The sequence below is a fragment of the Streptomyces sp. YS-3 genome (genome assembly GCF_045257485.1).
GTDB lineage: Bacteria > Actinomycetota > Actinomycetes > Streptomycetales > Streptomycetaceae > Streptomyces.
Window position 1 is genome coordinate 1 of the sequence record NZ_JBJHPC010000058.1, and the last position, 20,798, is coordinate 20,798.

Annotated in this window: 23 protein-coding genes; 7 read left to right on the forward strand and 16 right to left on the reverse strand. The window is 71.4% G+C overall.

What is annotated here, in order from left to right; translation table 11 throughout:
• On the forward strand, positions 1-133 hold a 133-nt coding region (locus tag ACJA3G_RS08195; RefSeq protein WP_406552234.1), incomplete at its 5' end, for a MetQ/NlpA family ABC transporter substrate-binding protein.
• A 94-nt stretch (positions 134-227) separates the two neighbouring features.
• Here ACJA3G_RS08195 and ACJA3G_RS08200 read toward each other — a convergent pair.
• The 3 genes from ACJA3G_RS08200 to ACJA3G_RS08210 form a co-directional block, all read right to left on the reverse strand.
• On the reverse strand, positions 228-1,091 hold the full coding sequence (locus ACJA3G_RS08200) for a MetQ/NlpA family ABC transporter substrate-binding protein (RefSeq protein ID WP_406552214.1): 864 nt from the start codon (positions 1,089-1,091) through the stop codon (positions 228-230).
• Between the two features lie 70 nt (positions 1,092-1,161).
• The gene (locus tag ACJA3G_RS08205; RefSeq protein WP_406552215.1) at positions 1,162-1,830 is read right to left on the reverse strand and encodes a methionine ABC transporter permease; all 669 of its coding nucleotides are present in this window, start codon (positions 1,828-1,830) and stop codon (positions 1,162-1,164) included.
• On the reverse strand, positions 1,827-2,900 hold the full coding sequence (locus ACJA3G_RS08210) for a methionine ABC transporter ATP-binding protein (RefSeq protein ID WP_406552216.1): 1,074 nt from the start codon (positions 2,898-2,900) through the stop codon (positions 1,827-1,829). Before ACJA3G_RS08210 ends, ACJA3G_RS08205 begins: the two co-directional genes overlap by 4 nt.
• A 548-nt stretch (positions 2,901-3,448) precedes the next feature.
• On the opposite strand from ACJA3G_RS08210, the gene ACJA3G_RS08215 reads away from it, so the two are divergent.
• On the forward strand, positions 3,449-3,808 hold the full coding sequence (locus ACJA3G_RS08215; protein ID WP_406552217.1) for a hypothetical protein: 360 nt from the start codon (positions 3,449-3,451) through the stop codon (positions 3,806-3,808).
• 2 nt (positions 3,809-3,810) lie between these two features.
• Positions 3,811-4,254 (forward strand): hypothetical protein, encoded by a 444-nt coding sequence (locus tag ACJA3G_RS08220; protein ID WP_406552218.1) that lies wholly within the window; start codon positions 3,811-3,813, stop codon positions 4,252-4,254.
• Here the strand turns inward: ACJA3G_RS08220 and ACJA3G_RS08225 are convergent.
• The 3 genes from ACJA3G_RS08225 to ACJA3G_RS08235 form a co-directional block, all read right to left on the reverse strand.
• Complete coding sequence (locus ACJA3G_RS08225) at positions 4,251-4,754, reverse strand: GNAT family N-acetyltransferase (RefSeq protein WP_406552219.1); 504 nt, start codon at positions 4,752-4,754, stop codon at positions 4,251-4,253. The two genes, ACJA3G_RS08220 and ACJA3G_RS08225, sit on opposite strands and share 4 nt — an antisense overlap.
• A gap of 36 nt (positions 4,755-4,790) precedes the next feature.
• Positions 4,791-5,285 (reverse strand): RNA polymerase sigma factor, encoded by a 495-nt coding sequence (locus ACJA3G_RS08230; protein WP_406552220.1) that lies wholly within the window; start codon positions 5,283-5,285, stop codon positions 4,791-4,793.
• An 82-nt stretch (positions 5,286-5,367) separates the two neighbouring features.
• Positions 5,368-6,543, reverse strand: a complete 1,176-nt coding sequence (locus ACJA3G_RS08235; RefSeq protein ID WP_406552221.1) for a glycerophosphodiester phosphodiesterase — start codon at positions 6,541-6,543, stop codon at positions 5,368-5,370.
• Positions 6,544-6,808: 265 nt separating this feature from the next.
• Here ACJA3G_RS08235 and ACJA3G_RS08240 point away from each other — a divergent pair, with 265 nt between their 5' ends.
• Positions 6,809-7,480, forward strand: coding sequence for a lysophospholipid acyltransferase family protein (locus tag ACJA3G_RS08240; protein ID WP_406552222.1), 672 nt, complete (start codon positions 6,809-6,811; stop codon positions 7,478-7,480).
• A 243-nt stretch (positions 7,481-7,723) separates the two neighbouring features.
• Here ACJA3G_RS08240 and ACJA3G_RS08245 read toward each other — a convergent pair whose 3' ends face one another.
• Together ACJA3G_RS08245 and ACJA3G_RS08250 are read right to left on the reverse strand one after the other, a co-directional pair.
• Positions 7,724-9,268, reverse strand: coding sequence for an MFS transporter (locus ACJA3G_RS08245; RefSeq protein WP_406552223.1), 1,545 nt, complete (start codon positions 9,266-9,268; stop codon positions 7,724-7,726).
• Entirely contained in the window at positions 9,265-9,816 is a 552-nt protein-coding gene (locus tag ACJA3G_RS08250) for a TetR/AcrR family transcriptional regulator (protein WP_406552224.1), read from the reverse strand. The genes ACJA3G_RS08245 and ACJA3G_RS08250 overlap by 4 nt, the downstream gene beginning before the upstream one ends.
• Positions 9,817-9,946: 130 nt before the next feature.
• Between ACJA3G_RS08250 and ACJA3G_RS08255 the strand changes: the two genes are divergently transcribed.
• Positions 9,947-10,453 carry a DinB family protein gene (locus ACJA3G_RS08255; RefSeq protein ID WP_406552225.1) on the forward strand — a complete coding sequence of 169 codons (507 nt, stop codon included), beginning with the start codon at positions 9,947-9,949 and terminating at the stop codon, positions 10,451-10,453.
• 56 nt (positions 10,454-10,509) lie between these two features.
• On the opposite strand, the gene lepB is transcribed toward ACJA3G_RS08255, so the two are convergent.
• The 3 genes from lepB to ACJA3G_RS08270 form a co-directional block, all read right to left on the reverse strand.
• On the reverse strand, positions 10,510-11,448 hold the full coding sequence (gene lepB, locus ACJA3G_RS08260; protein WP_406552226.1) for a signal peptidase I: 939 nt from the start codon (positions 11,446-11,448) through the stop codon (positions 10,510-10,512).
• A gap of 120 nt (positions 11,449-11,568) precedes the next feature.
• Complete coding sequence (argH, locus tag ACJA3G_RS08265) at positions 11,569-12,996, reverse strand: argininosuccinate lyase (RefSeq protein WP_406552227.1); 1,428 nt, start codon at positions 12,994-12,996, stop codon at positions 11,569-11,571.
• 82 nt (positions 12,997-13,078) lie between these two features.
• Entirely contained in the window at positions 13,079-14,272 is a 1,194-nt protein-coding gene (locus ACJA3G_RS08270) for an argininosuccinate synthase (RefSeq protein WP_406552228.1), read from the reverse strand.
• A 183-nt stretch (positions 14,273-14,455) separates the two neighbouring features.
• Between ACJA3G_RS08270 and ACJA3G_RS08275 the strand changes: the two genes are divergently transcribed.
• Complete coding sequence (locus ACJA3G_RS08275; RefSeq protein ID WP_406552235.1) at positions 14,456-15,166, forward strand: L,D-transpeptidase; 711 nt, start codon at positions 14,456-14,458, stop codon at positions 15,164-15,166.
• Positions 15,167-15,173: 7 nt separating this feature from the next.
• Here the strand turns inward: ACJA3G_RS08275 and ACJA3G_RS08280 are convergent, their stop codons facing one another.
• From ACJA3G_RS08280 to argC, 5 genes are all read right to left on the reverse strand, one after another.
• Complete coding sequence (locus ACJA3G_RS08280; protein ID WP_406552229.1) at positions 15,174-15,719, reverse strand: arginine repressor; 546 nt, start codon at positions 15,717-15,719, stop codon at positions 15,174-15,176.
• A gap of 7 nt (positions 15,720-15,726) precedes the next feature.
• Positions 15,727-16,926, reverse strand: coding sequence for an acetylornithine transaminase (locus ACJA3G_RS08285; RefSeq protein WP_406552230.1), 1,200 nt, complete (start codon positions 16,924-16,926; stop codon positions 15,727-15,729).
• Complete coding sequence (argB, locus tag ACJA3G_RS08290; protein WP_406552231.1) at positions 16,923-17,828, reverse strand: acetylglutamate kinase; 906 nt, start codon at positions 17,826-17,828, stop codon at positions 16,923-16,925. Before argB ends, ACJA3G_RS08285 begins: the two co-directional genes overlap by 4 nt.
• A complete protein-coding gene (gene argJ / locus ACJA3G_RS08295) occupies positions 17,825-18,982 on the reverse strand; it encodes a bifunctional glutamate N-acetyltransferase/amino-acid acetyltransferase ArgJ (protein ID WP_406552232.1) in 1,158 nt (385 codons plus the stop codon). Before argJ ends, argB begins: the two co-directional genes overlap by 4 nt.
• An 88-nt stretch (positions 18,983-19,070) precedes the next feature.
• The gene (argC, locus tag ACJA3G_RS08300) at positions 19,071-20,102 is read right to left on the reverse strand and encodes an N-acetyl-gamma-glutamyl-phosphate reductase (RefSeq protein WP_406552236.1); all 1,032 of its coding nucleotides are present in this window, start codon (positions 20,100-20,102) and stop codon (positions 19,071-19,073) included.
• Positions 20,103-20,252: 150 nt separating this feature from the next.
• Between argC and ACJA3G_RS08305 the strand changes: the two genes are divergently transcribed.
• Positions 20,253-20,798: sugar O-acetyltransferase (locus ACJA3G_RS08305; protein ID WP_406552233.1), on the forward strand; the 546-nt coding region annotated here is incomplete at its 3' end.

The window sequence follows — 20,798 nt, forward strand, 5'->3', positions numbered from 1 at the left end:
CAAGAAGGGCAACGAGGCCGACCCGCGGATCAAGAAGCTCGCCGAGCTCCTCAACTCCGCCGAGGTCAAGAAGTTCATCCAGGACAAGTACCAGGGCTCGGTCGTCCCGGCCTTCGGCGCCGTCAAGTCCTGACCCCGGCCGGTCAGTTCCGGCCACCGTCCACGGGCCCCGCGCACCGGTCGGTGTGCGGGGCCCGTGGACGGTGGCCGGAACTGACCGGCCGGGGTCAGGACTTGACGGCGCCGAAGGCCGGGACGACCGAGCCCTGGTACTTGTCCTGGATGAACTTCTTGACCTCGGCGGAGTTGAGGAGCTCGGCGAGCTTCTTGATCCGCGGGTCGGCCTCGTTGCCCTTCTTGACGGCGAGGAAGTTGGCGTACGGGTTGCCCTCGGCCTTCTCCAGGACGAGCGCGTCCTTGGCGGGGCTGAGCTTGGCCTCGATGGCGTAGTTGCCGTTGATGACGGCCGCGTCGACGTCGTTCAGGGCGCGGGGCAGCGTGGCGGCCTCGATCTCCTTGAACTTCAGGCCCTTGCTGTCCTTGATGTCGGAGAGCTTGGCGGAGGTGCCGACGCCGTCCTTGAGGGTGATCAGGCCGTTGCCCGCGAGCAGTTGCAGCGCGCGGCCCTCGTTGGTGGTGTCGTTGGGCACCGCGATCGTCTGGCCGGAGGCGATGCCCTTCACGGACTTGGTCTTCTTGGAGTAGAGGCCGAGGGGCTCCAGCTCCACGTCGACCACCGGGACGATGGTGGTGCGGTTCTTCTTGTTGAAGTCGTCGAGGTAGGGCTTGTGCTGGAAGAAGTTGGCGTCGACCTGGCCCTGCTGGGTGGCGGTGTTGGGCAGGACGTAGTCCGTGAACTCCTTCACCTCCAGCTTGAGTCCGGCCTTCTCCGCCAGGTTCTTCTTGACGAAGTTCAGGATGTCGGCGTGCGGGGTCGGGGAGGCCGCGACGACGAGCGTCTGGGACGGGTCGGCCGAAGCGCCCTTGGCGGACGAGGACTTCGGGTCGGAGGAGGTGCCGCAGGCGGTCAGGCCGAGAGCGAGGGCGGCGGTGGCGGCGGCAGCCGCGGTGAGCTTGATGTTCTTACGCACGAAAAGTGCCTCTTTCTGGTGGTGCGGTGGGTCGCCCGGACAAGGAGTGCGGGCTCTGGTGGAGAGGAGGTCAGGAGGTGCGGCCCCGGCGGGCCAGCAGGCGTACGGCGCCGTCGCCGATCAGCTGGACCACCGTGACGATGGCGATCAGCACTCCGACGGTGACGAGCATGAACGGGGTCTCGAAGCGCTGGAAGCCGTAGGTGATGGCCTTGGAGCCGAGGCCCTCGCCGCCGACCGCGCCGGCCATCGCCGAGTAGCCGACGAGGGTGATCACCGTGGTGGTGAGCGCGGCGATCAGTGAGGGCAGGGCCTGCGGGAGCAGCACCTTGCGCACGATGGTCGGGATGGAGCCGCCCATCGACTGCACGGCCTCGACCAGCCCGTGGTCGACCTCGCGGATCGCGGTCTCCACCAGCCGGGCGAAGAACGGGATGGCGCCGACGGCGAGCGGCACGATCATCGCGGTGGGGCCGATGAAGGTGCCGACCACCCAGGTGGTGAAGGGGATCAGCGCGATCAGCAGGATGATGAACGGCATCGAGCGGCCGATGTTCACGATCACGCCGATGACCTTGTTCACCGGGCGGTTCTGGAGGAGGCCGCCCTTGTCGGTGAGGACGAGCAGCACACCCAGCGGCAGTCCGCCCGCGACGGTGACCAGGCTGGACCACAGCACCATGTAGAGGGTGTCGATGGTTCCCTGGGACAGCAGCGGCTGCATCTCGGACCAGCTCACTTGGCACCTTCCTTGACCAGGGCGGCGGGCTGCGCCTGCGCCGGGATCTCTGCTTCGGCCGCTTCGTCGGCCTCGACCACGTCGACCTGGAGGCCCTGTTCGCGCAGGAAGCCGACCGGGACGACGTTCTCCTCGTACCGTCCGGGCAGCTCGATGCGCATCCGGCCGATCTGCCGGCCGCCGACGGTGTCCATCGCGGCGCCGAGGATCGAGATGTCGACGTTGTACGTACGCGACAGCTGCGAGATGACCGGCCGGGTCGCGGCCTCGCCGTGGAAGGTCACGTCGACGACGGTCCGCTCGGGGCCGGTGGCCTCGCCGGTGACCGGGAACAGTTCGGCGGCGAGTTCGGAGCCGGGGGTGGCGAGGAGTTCGCCGACGGTGCCGGACTCGACGATCCGGCCCCGCTTCATCAGCGCGGCCGAGTCGCAGACCGTCTTGACGACGTCCATCTCGTGGGTGATGAGCAGGACGGTGAGGCCGAGCTGCTGGTTGAGGTCGCGCAGCAGCTGGAGGATGGAGCGGGTGGTCTCCGGGTCGAGGGCGCTGGTCGCCTCGTCGGAGAGCAGCACCTTGGGGTCGCCGGCGAGCGCCCGGGCGATGCCCACGCGCTGCTTCTGGCCGCCGGAGAGCTGGGCGGGATAGGCCCTGGCCTTGTCGGCGAGGCCGACCAGGTCGAGGAGTTCGAGGGCCTTGCGGGAGCGCTCCTTGCCGGAGACGCCGAGGATCTCCAGGGGCAGCTCGATGTTGGCCTGCACGGTTCGCGCGGAGAGCAGGTTGAAGTGCTGGAAGACCATGCCGATGCGGCTGCGCGCCCGGCGCAGCTCCTTGCCGGCGCGCCGGCCGCGCCCGGCGAGCGCGGTGAGGTCGACGCCGTCGACGGTCACCGTGCCGGTGGTCGGCCGCTCCAGGAGATTGACGCAGCGGATGAGGGAGGACTTGCCGGCGCCGCTCTGGCCGATGACGCCGAAGACCTCGCCCTCGCGGACATGGAGGTCTACGCCGTCCAGGGCGGTGACCTCACGGCCGCGCGACTGGTAGACCTTGGTGAGGCCCGTAGTGGTGATCACAGGATTTCCGTCACTGTCGAGTGCGCGGCGCGGTGTCCGCCGGGCACGGGGCATTCGTGTTCGGGACGCGTCACAGCCACATCGGTGGTAACCGGGAGGCATGGCGTGCGCGGGCATGGCTCATGGGTCTCGCTTCGGGGCGCGAGGCTCAGGCGGGGGCCCTCAGAAGGCGCACATTCGACACATACAACGAGCACCGGGCGCGTTCATCGCCTCGGTCGCAAGGGTGCGGCTGCTCGTCGTGGTCATGCGTGAAGTAAAGCAGAAGGAGGGATGAGCGGATCCAGGCTGTCCGGATAGCGGACAACATTCGCCCACCATCCGGACGACGCGGGGACGGCCGGGGAGCGGGGAAGAGCCCCGGGTGGAGGCCGCTCTCCCGGGTCTGGCCTGGGCCGATGCCGGGCGCGGCGGCATTCCGGCGGCGCCGCCGCCGGGCCCCCTCCCCCGGGCGTCCTGTGGCCAAGGCCACGGCGGCGCGTGCGGACCGGCCGACGGCGCCCGGGGCGGGCGCGGCGGGCGCTTCGGCCCGTAATACGCTCGTTCCCATGCTTGACGCCCTGACGGTCGCGGTCGCCGCCGCCGCGCTCGCCCTCGCCGCCTGGTGCGGCTTCGCCGCCTACCGGGACCAGCCCACCAAGGACTGGCACTTCATCGGCATGGCCGTGGTCTCCGTGCTGGCCCTCGCGCAGCTGGTGGTCGGCCTGGTGCAGCTGGGGCGCGGCGAGCGGCCCGACCAGGGCATGGCGATCTTCATCGCCTATCTGGTCGGCTCCTTCGCGGCCGTCCCGGCGGCCGGTCTGCTGTCGCTGAGCGAGCGGACCAAGTGGGGCTCGGTGACGGTCTCGGCCGGCGCGGTGGTGCTCGCGGTGCTCGAAGTGCGTCTCTACGACATCTGGGGAGGGTGACCGTGACCGAGTCGACCACCGAGTCCACCGGCCGGGACGAGTCCGGCCGCGGGCGGCTGGGCAGCGGCCCCGGCCGCGTTCTGGTCTGGTTCTACGGGGTGTTCACCGTCGCCGCGGCCTCCCGCTCGATCGTCCAGATCGTCCAGGACTTCGGCAGGGCCCCGCTGGCGTACGTCCTGTCGGCGGTGGCCGCCGTGGTGTACGGGTTCATCACGTTCTCGCTGGTGCGCGGCGGCGAGCGGCTGCGGCGCACCGCGCTGGTGTGCTGCGCCGCAGAGCTCGTCTTCGTCCTGACCGTGGGCACCTGGACGCTCGCGGACACGTCCGCGTTCCCCGATGCCACGGTCTGGTCGGACTACGGTGCCGGCTACGTCTTCATCCCGGTGATCCTGCCGGTGCTGGGCATGCTCTGGCTGCGCCGGAACCGGGAGACGGCCGCCGCCTAGGCGCTCGCGACGAACTGCCGGGCAGCCGCGTCCTTCTCCAGCGTGATCACCGACAGCTTCGGACCGGCCGCCTCCGTGGCGACCGGCGCGTAGCCGTGCTTACGGTAGAGGCGCAGGTTGGACTCGCTGCGGTGGCCGGTGAAGAGCTGGAACCGCTTGGCCGACAGCTGGCCCGCGAAGTGCTCCTCTATGGCGCTCAGCAGCCGGCTGCCCAGACCGTGGCCCCGCATCCTGGGGTGCACGATCAGCTTGCCGATCCGGCCGGTGCCCGAGGCGTCCACGCTGCCCCTGACCGAGGCGACCACCTCGTCGCCGAGCCGCGCCACCAGCGCGTAGCCGCCGCCGAGCTCGCTGCGCAGGCCGTCGAGCGTCTGGGTGAGCGGTTCGATGGAGTAGTCGCCGTAGAGCTCCGCCTCGCTCTGGTAGCAGAGGTACTGAAGCTTGAGGATCTGCTCGCAGTCACCCTCACGCGCCGCAGAGATGGTCACACTCATGCCCATGTGTGCATGCCTTCCGCTCACCCGTCCGCCGGTTGTCTAACGCTCCATTCCCCGCGGGTCAGGAGCCGCAACCTCCGCCGCGAGCATTCTGCGCAGGCATCCCAGGCAACGGGAACGCATCGGCCCCAGACTCCCCTGTGAGATATCCAACTCCCCTGCGATTTCTCGGTAAGTGGGGTCGCTGGGCGAGAGAAGTGCGGTCAGAAGCCGGGGGCAGTTTCCCGGCGTCCTGGCCACGGCCGTCCGCAGCGCACGGCTCAGCTCCTCGCTCAGAACCGTGCGTTCCGGGCCCGATTCCGGGTCGGCGGCGGGTTCGGCGGCGAACGGCAGCTCGCGCCGTGCCCGGCGGCGGGCTCGTCTGACTTCCGCCCGGACGGCCCAGCGCACCCAGGGCAGCGGATCCGCCGGACGGCTTTCGAGGAGCCGCACCCAGACGTCCTGTTCGAGGTCGGCGGGGTCGACTCCGGCGCCCGGCGCCTCCGCGGCGGCCTCGGCGGCCACCAGCGGGCTCAGCTCTTTGACGAGGTCCATGCCGGGCGGGACGCGGCCACCGCCGGGGGCGGTTTCGACGGCGGCCGTATGTCACCCGTACGTGCAGGCTCGTACGCCCGTGCTAGCCCCGGTGCGGGTGCCCCGCCCGGAAGTCCGCGGCGGCGAGCAGTGCCGTGTCCGCGTTGTCGGAGAACACGGCGTCGATCCCGGTGGCGAAGTACGTCCGGAACGCGCCGAACGCGTCCCCGTAGGCGTTGGGGTCGGTGCCGCGCCGGAAGTCGGCGGGCAGGAAGGTGTTCTCGTCGCGCATCGTGTACGGGTGCAGGACGAGCCCGTGCGCGTGGGCGTCCCGGACCAGGGTGGTCGGCGTGGTCAGCCGGCCCGCCGCGTCCTTGGGGATGATCAGGTCCAGGGTCGGGCCGATGCCCTGCGCGAATGACGCGATCCACCTCAGGCCCTCGGGCTCGACCAGGTCGTCCGTGGTGCGCGGGTCGCCGCTCGCCACGAAGTCCCACGGCTTGCTGCCGGTGCCGGACAGCAGGACCACCGAAGGGGTGTCCACCAGACGGCTCAGCCGCTGGATGCTGCTCGGCTCGAACGACTGCAGGAACTGCGGGGAGTCGGCCCGGTGGCGCCCGTACCGCCGCAGCAGCCCGGCGACCCGGTCCTCCAGGGGCAGCCCGATGCCGCGGAAGTAGGTGGGGTGCTTGGTCTCGGTGTGCAGCCAGATCCGGCGGCCGAGGCGGCGCTCCTCGCGCTCGGCCCACTGGAGGACCTCCTCGAAGGTGGGAACGGACCAGCGGCCGTCGTAGAGCGTGTTGCGCTGCCGCACCGCGGGCAGCCGCTCCTTGGCCCGCAGGGTCTTCAGCTCCGCGAGCGTGAAGTCCTCGGTGAACCAGCCGGTGACGGTGGCGCCGTCCACGCTCTTGGTGGTCCTGCGGCCCGCGAACTCACGGCGGTCGGCGACATCGGTCGTGGCGGTGATGTCGTTCTCGTGACGGCAGACCAGATGCCCGTCACGGGTGGGGACGAGGTCCTGTTCGATCACATGGGCGCCGAGGTCCAGGGCGTGCTGGTAGGAGCCGAGGGTGTGCTCGGGACGGTATCCGGCGGTGCCGCGGTGCCCGATCACGTACGGGACCGGCAGATCCCGGTACGAGCCGTGGCGGCGTGCCCCGCCGTTCCCCCGGGGCTGCGCGCTCGCGGTCGCGGCGGGCAGCCCGGTGGCCGCCGTGCCCAGAACCGCCGCGCCGAGCACGGTGCGCCGCCCGGGGCTCATCCGCTCACCCTGTGTCATGAACGCTCCTTGTGAAGTGGTGTGTGCCGCGCCTGTGCGGCTGTCCCGCACCTGTCAACGGGAGGGGACGAGCGTAGGCGTACCCCCCTTAAGCGGGGGAGCCCCTTCGGCCAATCGGGGCGGAACGTGGCGCGAACACGTGTCAACATCGCGTATCCACCGTGTGAACCCGATGTGCGATCGGACGCCGCCCGCGAGTATCGTCCTCACCTGCGCGGACCTCACTCCGCGCGGACCCGTCAGCCCACGACACCGGAGGAAAGCGTTGTCCCGACTCGCGCTCATCAAGGCAGTGCTCGGACCGATCATGCGCCTGATGTTCCGTCCGCAGGTGGAGGGCGTCGAGAACATCCCGGGGACGGGTCCGGTCATCCTCGCGGGCAACCATCTGACCTTCATCGACTCGATGATCATGCCGGTGTGCCTGGACCGTCCGGTGTACTTCATCGGCAAGGACGAGTACGTCACGGGCAAGGGGCTCAAGGGCCGTCTGATGGCCTGGTTCTTCAGCGGCGTCGGCATGATCCCGGTCAACCGCGACGGCGGCCACGGCGGTGTCGCGGCGCTGATGACGGGACGTCAGGTGCTGGACGAGGGCAAGGTCTTCAGCATCTACCCGGAGGGCACCCGCTCCCCCGACGGCCGCCTCTACCGGGGCCGCACCGGCATCGCCCGGCTGACGCTGATGACCGGCGCGCCGGTCGTGCCGTTCGCGATGATCGGCACGGACAAGATCCAGCCCGGCGGGGCGGGGCTGCCGCGCCCCGGCAAGGTGACCGTCCGCTTCGGTGAGCCGATGGAGTTCTCGCGGTACGAGGGGATGGACCGGGACCGCTATGTGCTGCGGGCCGTCACGGACTCGGTGATGGCGGAGGTCATGCGGCTGTCCGGCCAGGAGTACGTGGACATGTACGCCACGAAGGCGAAGGCGGCGTAGCCGCCGGACGCTTCAGGGGGCGAGGGCCGCGCAGCGGCCGAGCCCTTCCAGGGGCGCGGGGCGAGGGCCGCGCGGCGGCTGAGCCCTTCAGGGGCGCGGGGAACTTGCGCGACCAGCCACAGACGGCCCGCAGCCGGGACTCAGGCAGTCCGTCGGCTGCGGGCCGTCCTGGGCTGAGCGCGCAGTTCCCCGCGCCCCTGGTGGACCGTGGCCCGGGCAATCCGATTCCGCGCCCGGGACGGGCTACGGGTGCTCCAACCCCTCCTCCAGGCGCTGCCCCCGCAGCAGGAACCACGCCGCGACCGCCGTCGCGAACAGCACCGCGCTCCCCACCGCCGCCGCCGTCTGGAAGCCGTCCGTGAACGCGTCCCGGGCGGCGGTCAGCATGGGGGCCGCCTGCTCGGCGGGGAGCCGGGCCGCCGCGTCCACCGCGCCGCCGAGCGAGTCGTGGGCCGCGTCGGACACCCCCGCGGGCAGGTCCGCCGGAGCGGTGAAGCCGCGGTAGATCCCCGTCACCACGGAGCCGAGCAGCGCGATGCCGAGGGCCGCGCCCAGCTCGTACGCCGTCTCGGAGACCGCGGAGGCCGCCCCCGCCTGCTCCTTCGGCACGCTGGAGAGGATGACGTCGGCGGTGACCGTGAAGGCGAGGCCCGCGCCGAGGCCGCCCACGAAGAGGGCGATGCCGAGTGCCACCACCCCCGTGTCGGCCGTGACCGCCATACAGGCGGCCAGCGCCGCGCCCACCGCCGCCAGTCCCCCGGCCACCGCGCTGCGCACCGAGGCCCGGCGCGCCACGTAACCCGCCGCGAGCCCGGCGCCCACCGCGCCGACGGCCGCGGGCAGTTCGATCAGACCGGCCTCCAACGGCGAGCGGACCTGGACCAGTTGGAGGAACTGGGAGAGGAAGAACACCAGCCCGGACAGGCCCAGGATGGTCAGCAGGTCGGCCAGGACGGCGCCGGAGAAGCCCCGGTGGTGGAAGAGCCGGATGTCCAGCAGCGGCGAGGCGAGGGTGAGCTGCCGGCGTACGAACCAGACCAGGGCCAGTACACCCACCGCGGCGACCCCCGCGACCCTCGGGCTGAAGCCGTGGACCGCGGCCTCCTTCACCGCGTACACCACCGCGACCATGCCCACCAGTGACAGCAGCACGCTCACGAGGTCCCAGGGGCCGGGGTTCGGATCGCGGGACTCGGGCAGCAGCTTGATGCCGACGAGCACCAGCACGGCCATCACCGGCAGGTTGATCAGGAAGACCGAGCCCCACCAGAAGTTCTCCAGCAGGAAGCCGCCGACCACGGGTCCGACGGCGGCGCCCGCCGAGGCCGCCGCGCCCCAGATGCCGACGGCGAGGCTGCGCTCGCGCGGGTCGTGGAAGATGTTCCGGATCAGCGCCAGCGTGGACGGCATCAGGGTCGCGCCCGCGACACCGAGCAGCGCCCGCGCCAGGATCATCGTCTCGGGGCTGGAGGCGTACGCGTTGAGGACCGAGACCGCGCCGAAGGCCACCGCGCCGCACAGCAGCAGCCGCTTGCGGCCGATCCGGTCGCCGAGGCTGCCCATGGAGACGAGCAGGCCCGCGATGACGAACGAGTAGACGTCGCCGATCCAGAGCAGCTGCGTGCCCGAGGGCTTGAGGTCCTCGCTGAGGAACGGGGTGGCCAGACCCAGCACCGTGGCGTCGACGGCGACGAGGAGTACCGCCAGCACCAGCACGGCCAGGGCGAGCCAGCGGCCCGGCTGACGCGCCTCGTGCGCGGACTCGGCCCGGGAAGTGGTACTGGTCATTTCTCCACGCTCCGTCGCGCTCCGCCGAGCAGCAACTCGACGATCATGTGCTGGAAGTCGTTCGCGGCGACCCGTCCGACCTGGACGGCCCAGGCGCAGGTGCCGATCAGGCCGTAGAGGGCCTCGGTGAGCCAGGCCGGGGTCAGATCGATCCGGAAGTCGCCCTGTTCCTGGCCGCGCCGGAAGAGCGCGCAGACGCGCGCGTCGAGCCGGGCCCAGCCCTCGTTCACCTGGTCGCCCTCGAAGAGCTGGTTCTCGGTGACGAGGAAGGCGAGCAGTCCGGCCGCGGGCTCCACCTCGGCGATCAGCCGGCGCAGCGCCTCGGGGGCGGTCCCCTCGTCCAGCCGGGCCGCGTCCAGGGCGTCCTCGAACTGCTCGATGCCGAAGCTCTCCAGCGCCCTGACCAGCGCGTCCCGCCCGGCGAAGTGCCGGTGCAGGGTGGCGCGCCCGATGCCGGCGGCACGGGCCACCTCGTCCATCGTGGCGGTCGCTCTGCGGGAGAGCAGGGCGGCTGCCGTGCGCAGCACCTGGTCACGGTCCACGGTCATGAGACAACCATAGCCCGAATGAGACACTGATGTCTCATTCAAAAGCTCGGCGGCTCGAAATCCCGTCGACTCACGGCTTCTGGATCACTAGCGTGGCGGGCGCCCTGCCCGCACACCGGAAGGACCCGTAGTGACCGACGACCGCATACCGCCGCCCCTGCTCGCCGGGGAGCGCGAGACACTGCGGGCCTTCCTCGACTACCACCGCGCCACGCTCGCCATGAAGTGCGAGGGCCTGTCCGACGAGGAGCTGCGCACCACGTCCATGCCGCCGTCGACGCTCTCGCTGCTCGGCCTGGTACGCCATATGGCCGAGGTGGAGCGCACCTGGTTCCGCAAGGTGGTGGGCGCCGAGGACATCACGCTGGTCTACTCGGACGTGAACGACTACCAGGTGGCCTACGACGCGAGCGGCGCCACCCGCGCGGACGCCTTCGCCCGCTGGCAGGCCGAGGTCGAGCACTCCCGCCGCATCGAGCGCGAGGCCGAGTCGCTGGACGCGGTCGCGCACAACCCCCGCTGGGGCACGGACGTCTCGCTGCGGCTGGTGATGGTCCACGTACTGCTGGAGTACGCCCGCCACAACGGCCACGCCGACTTCCTGCGCGAGGGGATCGACGGGACGGTCGGGGCCTGACGCGAAGGGCCCGGACGGTCCGTCAGGACCGTCCGGGCCCCTGGCCCGCCGTCGGCTCAGCGACCGGCGCGCCGGCGCCTGCGCAGCAGTACGACCGGGGCCGCGCCCAGCAGGCCCAGCGCGGCGGGCGCCGCCGAGGCGACGGTGCCGATGCCCTGCTGGCCGAAGGTGCTCGGGACCGGCAGAGTGTTCCAGCGGTCGAGCGGCCAGGCGACGACGAGCGCGCGCCCCACGACCTTGTCGACCGGCACCGAACCGCCGCCCGGCTGGTCCCGGTGGTAGCGGGAGTCCGCCGAGTTCTGCCGGTGGTCGCCCATCACCCAGATCCGGCCCTTGGGCACGGTGATCTTGAACTGGCTCTCCGGGTCGGTGCTGCACGGGGTGTTCCCGGCGAAGACGTACGGCTCGTCCAGGGCCTTGCCGTTGACCTTGAGGGGCCCGGTGCCCTTGCACTCCACGGTGTCGCCGCCGACCGCGACGACCCGCTTGATCAGGTCCTTCTCCTCCGCCGACGGCATCAGCCCGACGAAGCTCAGCACCTTCTGCACGGCGTTGGGCTGCGGGGTGGGCTCGCCTTCGAGCCAGTTGCCGGGGTCGTGGAAGACGACGACCTCGCCGCGCTCCGGCTCGGAGCCGAACCACGGGGTCAGCTTGTCCACCAGGACGCGGTCACCGCGCTGGAGCGTGTTCTGCATCGAGTCCGAGGGGATCGAGAAGGCCTGCACCAGAAACGTCTTGATCAGCAGGGCGAGGATCAGCGCGATACCGACCAGCAGCGGCAGCTCCTTCCAGAAGGAACGCTGCCTGGGCTTCGGCCCGGTGGTCTCCGCGTCGGTCCCGGCCGTCCCGTCGGGTGCCGCGTCGGGCGCCGGACCGGAATCCGCCGTCTCCCCGGGTCCCTGGGGCCGGTCGAGCCCCTCGGTTCCCGCCGGTCCCGGCTGGGGCCGCTCGGCGTCCCCGTGTCCTTCTTGCGCGCCGACCGCCACGTCCCCCACGTCCAACTCCCTCACCGCCGAAGGGACCATCGTCGCACGAAAAGGGCGCCGCTGATCGACATCGGCGGCGCACTCCATCCGTACGGGGCATGCGCGGCGCGCACACCCCGTACCGGTATGTCATTTCCGGGCGTCGGCCCAGGCGTGCTGGACGGCCAGGTCGGCCTTGACCTCGGCGAGTTGGACGGCGACGGCCGAGGGGGCGGTGCCGCCGCGGCCGTCGCGGGAGGCGAGGGCGCCGGGGACGTTCAGGACGGTCCGCACCTCGGGCGTCAGATGCTCGGAGATCTTGGCGAACTGCTCGTCGGTGAGCTCGTCGAGCTCGATGCCGTGCGCCTCGCAGACCTTGACGCACTCCCCCGCGACCTCGTGCGCCACCCGGAACGGCACGCCCTGCCTGACCAGCCACTCCGCGATGTCGGTGGCGAGCGAGAAGCCCGCGGGCGCCAGCTCCTCCATGCGCTCCCGGTTGACCGTGAGCGTCGCCATCATCCCGGTGAACGCGGGCAGCAGCACCTCCAGTTGGTCACAGGAGTCGAAGACCGGCTCCTTGTCCTCCTGGAGGTCCCGGTTGTACGCGAGGGGCAGCGCCTTCAGGGTCGCCATCAGCCCCGTCAGATTGCCGATCAGCCGGCCGGACTTGCCGCGCGCCAGCTCCGCGATGTCCGGGTTCTTCTTCTGCGGCATGATCGAGGAGCCGGTGGAGAAGGCGTCGTGCAGGGTGACGAAGGAGAACTCCTTCGTGTTCCAGATGATGACCTCCTCGGCGATCCGCGAGAGGTTGACGCCGATCATCGCGGTGATGAAGGCGAACTCCGCCACGAAGTCTCGGGAGGCCGTGCCGTCGATGGAGTTGGCCACGCTGCCGCGCTCGAAGCCGAGGTCGGCGGCGACCGCCTCCGGGTCGAGACCGAGGCTGCTGCCCGCGAGCGCGCCCGAGCCGTACGGGGAGACCGCCGTGCGCTCGTCCCACTGCCGCAGCCGCTCGGCGTCCCGGGACAGGGACTGGACGTGGGCCAGGACGTGGTGGGCGAAGAGCACCGGCTGGGCGTGCTGGAGGTGGGTGCGGCCGGGCATCGCCACGTCCGGGTGCGCCTCGGCGAGACCCACCAGCGCGTCCTGGAGCTCCGCGACCAGGCCGCCGATGATCCGGGCGTGGTCGCGCAGATACATCCGGAAGAGCGTGGCCACCTGGTCGTTGCGGGAGCGGCCGGCCCGCAGCTTGCCGCCGAGGTCGGGGCCGAGCCGCTCCAGCAGGCCCCGCTCCAGGGCGGTGTGCACGTCCTCGTCGGCGATGGTGCCGGTGAAGGAGCCGTCGGCGACGTCGGCCTCCAGCCGGTCCAGACCGGCGGTCATCCGCTGGAGCTCGTCGGCCGTGAGCAGGCCCGCCTTGTGCAGCACGCGCGCGTGGGCGCGGGAGCCGGCGATGTCGTACGGCGCGAGGCGCCAGTCGAAGTGGACCGACGCGGACAGCTTCGCCAGCGCCTCGGCGGGTCCGTCGGCGAACCGGCCGCCCCAGAGCCGGACGTCACCGTTGTTGCTGCTCACAGCTGCTGCTCCTCACACGGGTGGATATGCCGCCGCCTCCCCGCCGCGAAGTCGGGGAGGCGGCCTGTACAACGCGTCGTCGTTACGCCAGATCGCGCTTGGCGGCGATCTTCGAGGAGAGGCCGAAGATCTCGATGAAGCCCTGCGCCTTGGACTGGTCGAAGGTGTCGCCCGAGTCGTAGGTGGCGAGGTTGAAGTCGTACAGCGACTCCTCGGACTTCCGGCCGGTGACGACGGCGCGACCGCCGTGCAAAGTCATCCGGATGTCGCCGGTGACGTGCTGGTTGGCCTCGTTGATGAAGCCGTCCAGGGCGCGCTTGAGCGGGGAGAACCACAGGCCGTCGTAGACCATCTCGCCCCAGCGCTGCTCGACCTGCCGCTTGTAGCGGGCCAGCTCGCGCTCGACGGTGACGTTCTCCAGCTCCTGGTGGGCGGTGATCAGCGCGATCGCGCCGGGCGCCTCGTACACCTCACGGGACTTGATGCCCACGAGCCGGTCCTCGACCATGTCGATCCGGCCGATGCCCTGGGCTCCGGCCCGCTCGTTGAGCTGCTGGATCGCCTGGAGGACGGTGACGGGCCTGCCGTCGATGGCGACCGGGACGCCCTCCTTGAAGGAGATGACGACCTCGTCGGCCTCGCGGAGCTCGGCCGGGTTCGAGGTGTACTCGTAGATGTCCTCGATCGGCGCGTTCCAGATGTCCTCCAGGAAGCCGGTCTCGACGGCCCGTCCGAAGACGTTCTGGTCGATCGAGTACGGCGACTTCTTGGTGGTGGCGACGGGGAGGTTCTTGGCCTCGCAGAAGGCGATCGCCTTGTCCCGGGTCATCGCGTAGTCGCGGACGGGGGCGATGCACTTCAGATCGGGGCCCAGGGCCGCGATACCGGCCTCGAACCGCACCTGGTCGTTGCCCTTGCCGGTGCAGCCGTGGGCGACGGTGGTGGCGCCGTGCTTCCTGGCGGCGGCCACCAGGTGCTTGACGATGGTCGGCCGGGAGAGCGCCGAGACCAGCGGGTAGCGGTCCATGTAGAGGGCGTTGGCCTTGATCGCCGGGAGGCAGTACTCGTCGGCGAACTCGTCCCGGGCGTCCGCGACCTCGGCCTCGACGGCACCGCAGGCGAGCGCGCGCTTGCGGATGACGTCCAGGTCCTCGCCGCCCTGGCCGACGTCCACGGCAACGGCGATGACCTCGGCGCCCGTCTCCTCGGCGATCCAGCCGATGGCGACGGAGGTGTCCAGACCGCCCGAGTAGGCGAGTACGACGCGCTCGGTCACGGGTTTCTCCTTACGGTGCATTCGGTGATGGGTATAACTATGCAGTGGTCCGTATGTTTTGTCAACGAGGGAGTGGAGAGGGACCGCCGGGGGCAGAAGGAGAACGCGCGCCACGCGACCGGGGTAACGGTTGGGTCCCCCGGCAGGACGCCAACGGGCGGGCCGCGTACGGTCACGGGCATGATGCGTACCGCTCTCGCACTCGGTGCGGCCCTGCTCGCGCTCGCGGCCCCGGCCGCGACGGCCGACTCCCGCCCCTTCCACTCGCCCCAGCTGCCCAACCGGATGGCCGACACCGGCGGCGGCACCCAGCTGATCACCGCCGAGGCCCCCGCGCCGGGCTCCACCACGGGCCGGGTGACCTGGTGGGACAGGCGCGGGCCGCTGTGGGTGGCGGTGGGTCGGGCGGACGCGCGGTTCGGCGCCCACGGCCTGGTCGAGGGGACGGCCCGTCGGCAGAACACCGGCACGACCCCGACCGGCCTGTACGACCTGCCGTACGCGTTCGGCACCACGGCCGCGCCCCAGGGGACGAAGGTCACCTACCGTCGCGCCACCACGAAGTCCTGGTGGTGCGAGGACACCGCCTCCCAGGCGTACAACCGCTGGGTGGAGGGGCTGCCCGCCGACTGCCGGGCGAGCGAGTCCGAGCAGATCACCGCGTTCCCCACGCAGTACGCCCGCGCCCTGGTGGTCGGGTTCAACTACGACCAGCCGGTGCGCGGGCGGGGTGCGGGGATCTTCCTGCACGTCAACGGGAAGGGGGCGACCGCCGGTTGCGTCTCGGTCCCGGCGGAGGCGATGGCCGCCATCCTGGCCTGGGCGGACCCGGCCAAGCACCCCCACATCGCGATCGGCACGGCGTCCGGGCCGACCGCGATCACGCGTTACTGACCGCCGCTCAGGCCGAGCGGTCGTTCTGCGCCAGCCGCAGCAGATGGTCCGCGAGGGCCTGGCCGCCGGCCGGGTCGCGGCTGATGAGCATCAGGGTGTCGTCGCCCGCGATCGTGCCGAGGATGTCGTGCAGTTCGGCCTGGTCGATGGCCGAGGCGAGGAACTGGGCGGCGCCCGGCGGCGTACGCAGCACCACCAGGTTGGCGGAGGCCTCCGCGGAGATCAGCAGCTCCGCGGAGAGCCGGCGCATCCGCTCCTCCTTGGCCGACTCGCCGAGCGGGGCCTTGGGTGTGCGGAAGCCGCCCTCGCTGGGCACCGCGTAGATCAGCTCGCCGCCGGTGTTGCGGATCTTCACCGCGCCCAGCTCGTCGAGGTCGCGCGAGAGCGTCGCCTGGGTGACGCTCAGTCCGTCGTCCGCGAGCAGCTTGGCGAGCTGGCTCTGGGACCGCACCGGCTGCCGGTTGAGGATGTCCACGATCCGGCGGTGGCGGGCGGTGCGGGTCTGCGGTACGGCGGGGCCGCCGAGCTCTTGGTCCTGCGCCTCGTCGGTCATCGTCGTCTCATTCTCCGGATCGTCCGTCCCCGTTGACACTCGCGTCGAGGACACCGGGCAGCGACTGGAGGAACGCGTCCACCTCCGCGTCACCGATGATCAGCGGCGGCATGAGCCGTACGACATCGGGGGCGGGCGCGTTGACCAGGAAGCCGGCATCCTGGGCCGCCCGCTGCACCTTGGCGGCGACGGCCTCGGTGAGCACGATACCCAGCAGCAGGCCCGCGCCACGGACATGGGAGACCAGCGGGTGTGCCAGCGCCTCGATTCCGCCCCGCAGCCGCTCGCCCAGCCGCTTCACCCGGTCGAGCGCTCCGTCGGCCGCGAGCGTGTCCAGAACGGCGAGTCCGGCCGCGCACGCCACCGGGTTCCCGCCGAAGGTGGTGCCGTGCTGACCGGGCGTCAGCAGCTCGGCGGCCGGGCCGAAGGCGACGGTGGCACCGATGGGCAGACCGCCGCCGAGCCCCTTGGCGAGGGTGACGAGATCGGGCAGGACCCCCTCGTGCTGCTGGTACTCGAACCAGGTGCCGGTACGGCCGATGCCGGTCTGCACCTCGTCCAGGACCAGCAGTGTGCCGGTGGCCGCGGTGATCTCACGGGCCGCCCGCAGATAGCCCCGGGGCGGCACGACCACACCGTTCTCGCCCTGGATGGGCTCGATCACGACGAGCGCGGTCTCCTCGGTGACCGCGGCCCGCAACGCCTCGGCGTCCCCGTACGGCACATGGGTGACATCGCCGGGCAGCGGGCGGAAGGGCGCCTGCTTGCCGGGCTGGCCGGTGAGGGCGAGCGCCCCCATCGTCCGGCCGTGGAAGCCGCCCTCGGTGGCGACCATGTGGCCGCGGCCGGTCAGCCGCCCGATCTTGAAGGCGGCCTCGTTGGCCTCCGCGCCCGAGTTGCAGAAGAAGACCCGGCCCGGCCGTCCGAACAGCTCGATCAGCCGCTCGGCGAGCGCCACCGGCGGCTCGGCGACGAACAGGTTGGAGACATGGCCGAGTTCGGCGATCTGGCGGGAGACCGCTTCGACGACGGCCGGGTGGCCGTGGCCGAGGGCGTTGACCGCGATACCGCCGACGAAGTCGGTGTACTCGGTGCCGTCCGCGTCCCACACCTTGGCGCCCGCGCCGCGCACCAGCGCCAGCTTCGGAGTGCCGTAGTTGTCCGTCATGACCCGCTGCCAGCGCTGGGCCAGCTCCTGACCGGTCACTGTGCTTCCCCCTGCTGGTCGTCGGGCACGACCATGGTGCCGATGCCCTCGTCCGTGAAGATCTCGAGAAGGATGGAGTGCGGGACGCGCCCGTCGATCACGCGCGCGGTGTTGACGCCGTTGCGCACGGCGAACAGACAGCCCTCCATCTTGGGGACCATGCCGCTGGAGAGGTCGGGCAGCAGTTTCTCCAGCTGGCGGGCGGTGAGTCTGCTGATGACCTCGTCGCTGTGCGGCCAGTCCTCGTACAGGCCCTCGACGTCGGTCAGGACCATCAGGGTCTCGGCGCCCAGCGCAGCCGCAAGAGCCGCAGCCGCCGTATCAGCATTGACGTTGTAGACATGTCCGTCGTCCTGGGAGCGGGCGATCGAGGAGATGACCGGGATCCGGCCGTCCTCCAGCAGCGCCTCGATGGCGCCGGTGTCGATCGCGGTGATCTCACCGACCCGTCCGATGTCGACGAGCTCGCCGTCGATCTCGGGCCGGTGCTGGGTGGCGGTGATGGTGTGGGCGTCCTCGCCGGTCATCCCGACGGCGAGCGGGCCGTGCTGGTTGAGCAGCCCGACGAGCTCGCGCTGGACCTGCCCGGCGAGCACCATCCGTACGACGTCCATCGCCTCCGGCGTGGTGACGCGCAGGCCCGCCTTGAACTCGCTGACCAGGCCGTGCCGGTCGAGCTGGGCGCTGATCTGGGGGCCGCCGCCGTGCACCACGACGGGCTTGAGGCCGGCGTGCCGCAGGAAGACGACGTCCTGGGCGAAGGCCGCCTTGAGTGCCTCGTCGACCATGGCGTTGCCGCCGAACTTGATGACGACGGTCCGGCCGTGGTGGCGGGTCAGCCAGGGCAGCGCCTCGATGAGGATCCTCGCCTTGGGGAGCGCGGTGTGCTTTCGCGTACTCATGAGCTGTACGCGCTGTTCTCGTGGACGTAGTCGGCGGTGAGGTCGTTGGCCCAGATGACGACGGGCTCCGCGGACCCGGCGGCGAGGTCGGCGGTGATGCGGACCTCCCGGTAGCGCATGTCGACGAGGTCGCGGTCCTCGCCCACCGAACCGTTCTCGCAGACCCAGACGCCGTTGATGGCGACGTTGAGGCGGTCCGGGTCGAAGGCGGCCTTCGTGGTGCCGATGGCGGAGAGCACCCGGCCCCAGTTGGGGTCCTCGCCGTGGATGGCGCACTTGAGGAGGTTGTTGCGGGCGATGGAGCGGCCGACCTCGACGGCGTCGTCCTCGCTCGCCGCGTTCACGACCTCGATGCGGATGTCCTTGCTGGCGCCCTCGGCGTCCCCGATGAGCTGCCGGGCGAGGTCGTCGCAGACGGTCCGTACGGCCTCGGCGAACTCCGCGTACTCCGGGGCGGTTCCGGAGGCGCCGGAGGCCAGCAGCAGCACGGTGTCGTTGGTGGACATGCAGCCGTCGGAGTCGACCCGGTCGAAGGTGGTCCGGGTGGCGTCGCGCAGCGCGCGGTCCAGGACCGGGGTGTCCAGGTCGGCGTCGGTGGTGAGGACGACGAGCATGGTGGCCAGGCCCGGGGCGAGCATGCCGGCGCCCTTGGCCATGCCGCCGACCGTCCAGCCGTCCTTCGTCACGACGGACGTCTTGTGGACGGTGTCGGTGGTCTTGATGGCGATGGCGGCCTTCTCGCCGCCGTGCGCGGAGAGCTCGGCCGCGGCCTTCTCGATGCCCGGCAGGAGCCGGTCCATGGGCAGGGTCACACCGATGAGTCCGGTGGAGGCGACGGCGACCTCGCCCGCGCTGTGCCCGTCGAGGACCTCGGCCACCTTCTCGGCGGTCGCGTGGGTGTCCTGGAAGCCGCGGGGGCCCGTACAGGCGTTGGCGCCACCGGAGTTGAGGACGACGGCGGTGACCGCGCCGCCCTTGAGGACCTGCTCGGACCACAGGACGGGGGCGGCCTTGACGCGGTTGGAGGTGAAGACGCCCGCGGCGGCGCGGCGCGGCCCCTGGTTGACCACGAGGGCCAGGTCGGGGTTGCCGTTCTCCTTGATCCCGGCGGCGATGCCCGCCGCCGTGAACCCCTTGGCTGCCGTCACACTCACTGTGTCTCCTCGTTCGCTTCTCCGCCCGCGCGGCGCGCCGCTGCGGCTTTCGTCGTCGACTGCGGACCGGTGGCCGCGCGCGCGTCGCTCACGGCGCGACTCCTGTCATCGTCAGGCCCGTGGTCTCATCCAGCCCCAGGGCGATGTTCATGCTCTGCACCGCGGCGCCCGCGGTGCCCTTGGTCAGGTTGTCGATGGCGGCGACCACCACGATCCGGTGGGCGCCCCCGTCGTACGCCACCTGGATCTGCGCGGCGTTGGAGCCGTACACGGACGCGGTGGCGGGCCACTGCCCCTCGGGGAGCAGATGGACGAACGGCTCGTCGGCGAAGGCCTTCTGGTACGCCGCCCGCACCGCCTCCCCGGTGACCCCCGGCTTCGCCTTCGCGGAACAGGTGGCGAGGATGCCGCGGGGCATGGGGGCGAGGGTCGGCGTGAAGGACACGGTGACGCGCTCGCCGGCCGCGGCGCTGAGGTTCTGGACCATCTCGGGGGTGTGGCGGTGTCCGCCGCCCACGCCGTACGGCGACATCGAGCCCATCACCTCGCTGCCGAGCAGGTGCGGCTTGGCCGCCTTGCCCGCGCCGGAGGTGCCGGAGGCCGCGACGATCACCGCCTCGGGCTCGGCGAGGCCGCTCCCGTACGCGGGGAAGAGCGCCAGCGACACCGCGGTCGGGTAGCAGCCGGGGACCGCGATACGCCTGGACCCCTCCAACGCGGCGCGCCCGCCGGGGAGTTCGGGCAGCCCGTACGGCCAGGTCCCGGCGTGCGGCGAGCCGTAGAACGCCTCCCAGTCGGCGGCGTCCCTCAGCCGGAAGTCCGCGCCCATGTCCACGACCAGCACGTCCGCGCCGAGCTGTGCGGCGACGGCGGCGGACTGGCCGTGCGGCAGGGCGAGGAAGACCACGTCGTGGTCGCGCGCCAGCACTTCGACGGTGGTGGGTTCCAGAACGCGCCCGGCCAGCGGAAGCAGATGGGGCTGGAGCGTGCCGAGCCGCTGCCCGGCGTTGCTGTTCCCGGTCAGGGCGCCGATCTCGACGTCCGGGTGCGCGAGGAGCAGCCGCAGCAGTTCCCCGCCCGCGTACCCGCTCGCCCCGGCCACTGCCGCTCGTACCGCCATCGAAGCCTCCTCGTCGATGGCATGACTATACGCAGTCATGCAGTTTTATGCAAAGGTCGATGTCCCTGCCTCCGCGCGGCCGGCGCTCTTCCGGACACGGCGTCCCACGGGTAAGGGTGATCCCGGCCGCACGAGACGAGGAGGGCTCCCTTGGGTGAGAACAAACGGCGCATGCTGGCCGGTGAGTGGTATCTGCCCGACGACCCCGAGCTGGCCGCCGACACCGAGCGCCGGATCGCGCGGTGCGCCGCCTACGACGCGGCGGGCGGCTCGCCGCCCGCCGAACGGCACAGGCTGCTCGCGGAGCTGCTGGGCGAGGTCGGCGAGGCCGTACGCGTACGGCCGCCGTTCTCTTGCGACTTCGGCTACAACATCACCATCGGCGCCGGTACGTTCGTGAACTTCGGCGCCGTCTTCCTGGACACCGGCCGGATCACCGTGGGCCGGGACGTCCAGATCGGGCCGAACGTCCAGCTCCTCACCCCCACGCACGAGCTGGACGCCGAGCGGCGCCGGCAGGGGTGGGAGAAGGCCGAGCCGGTGACGATCGGGGACAACGTGTGGCTGGGCGGCGGGGTGATCGTCTGCCCGGGCGTGAGCATCGGGGCGGACACGGTGGTGGGCGCCCCGATGCTCACGCCTGGGCAGACGATCACCCCGCCGCCCAGCCACACGTTGTCCCCGATCGTCACCGGC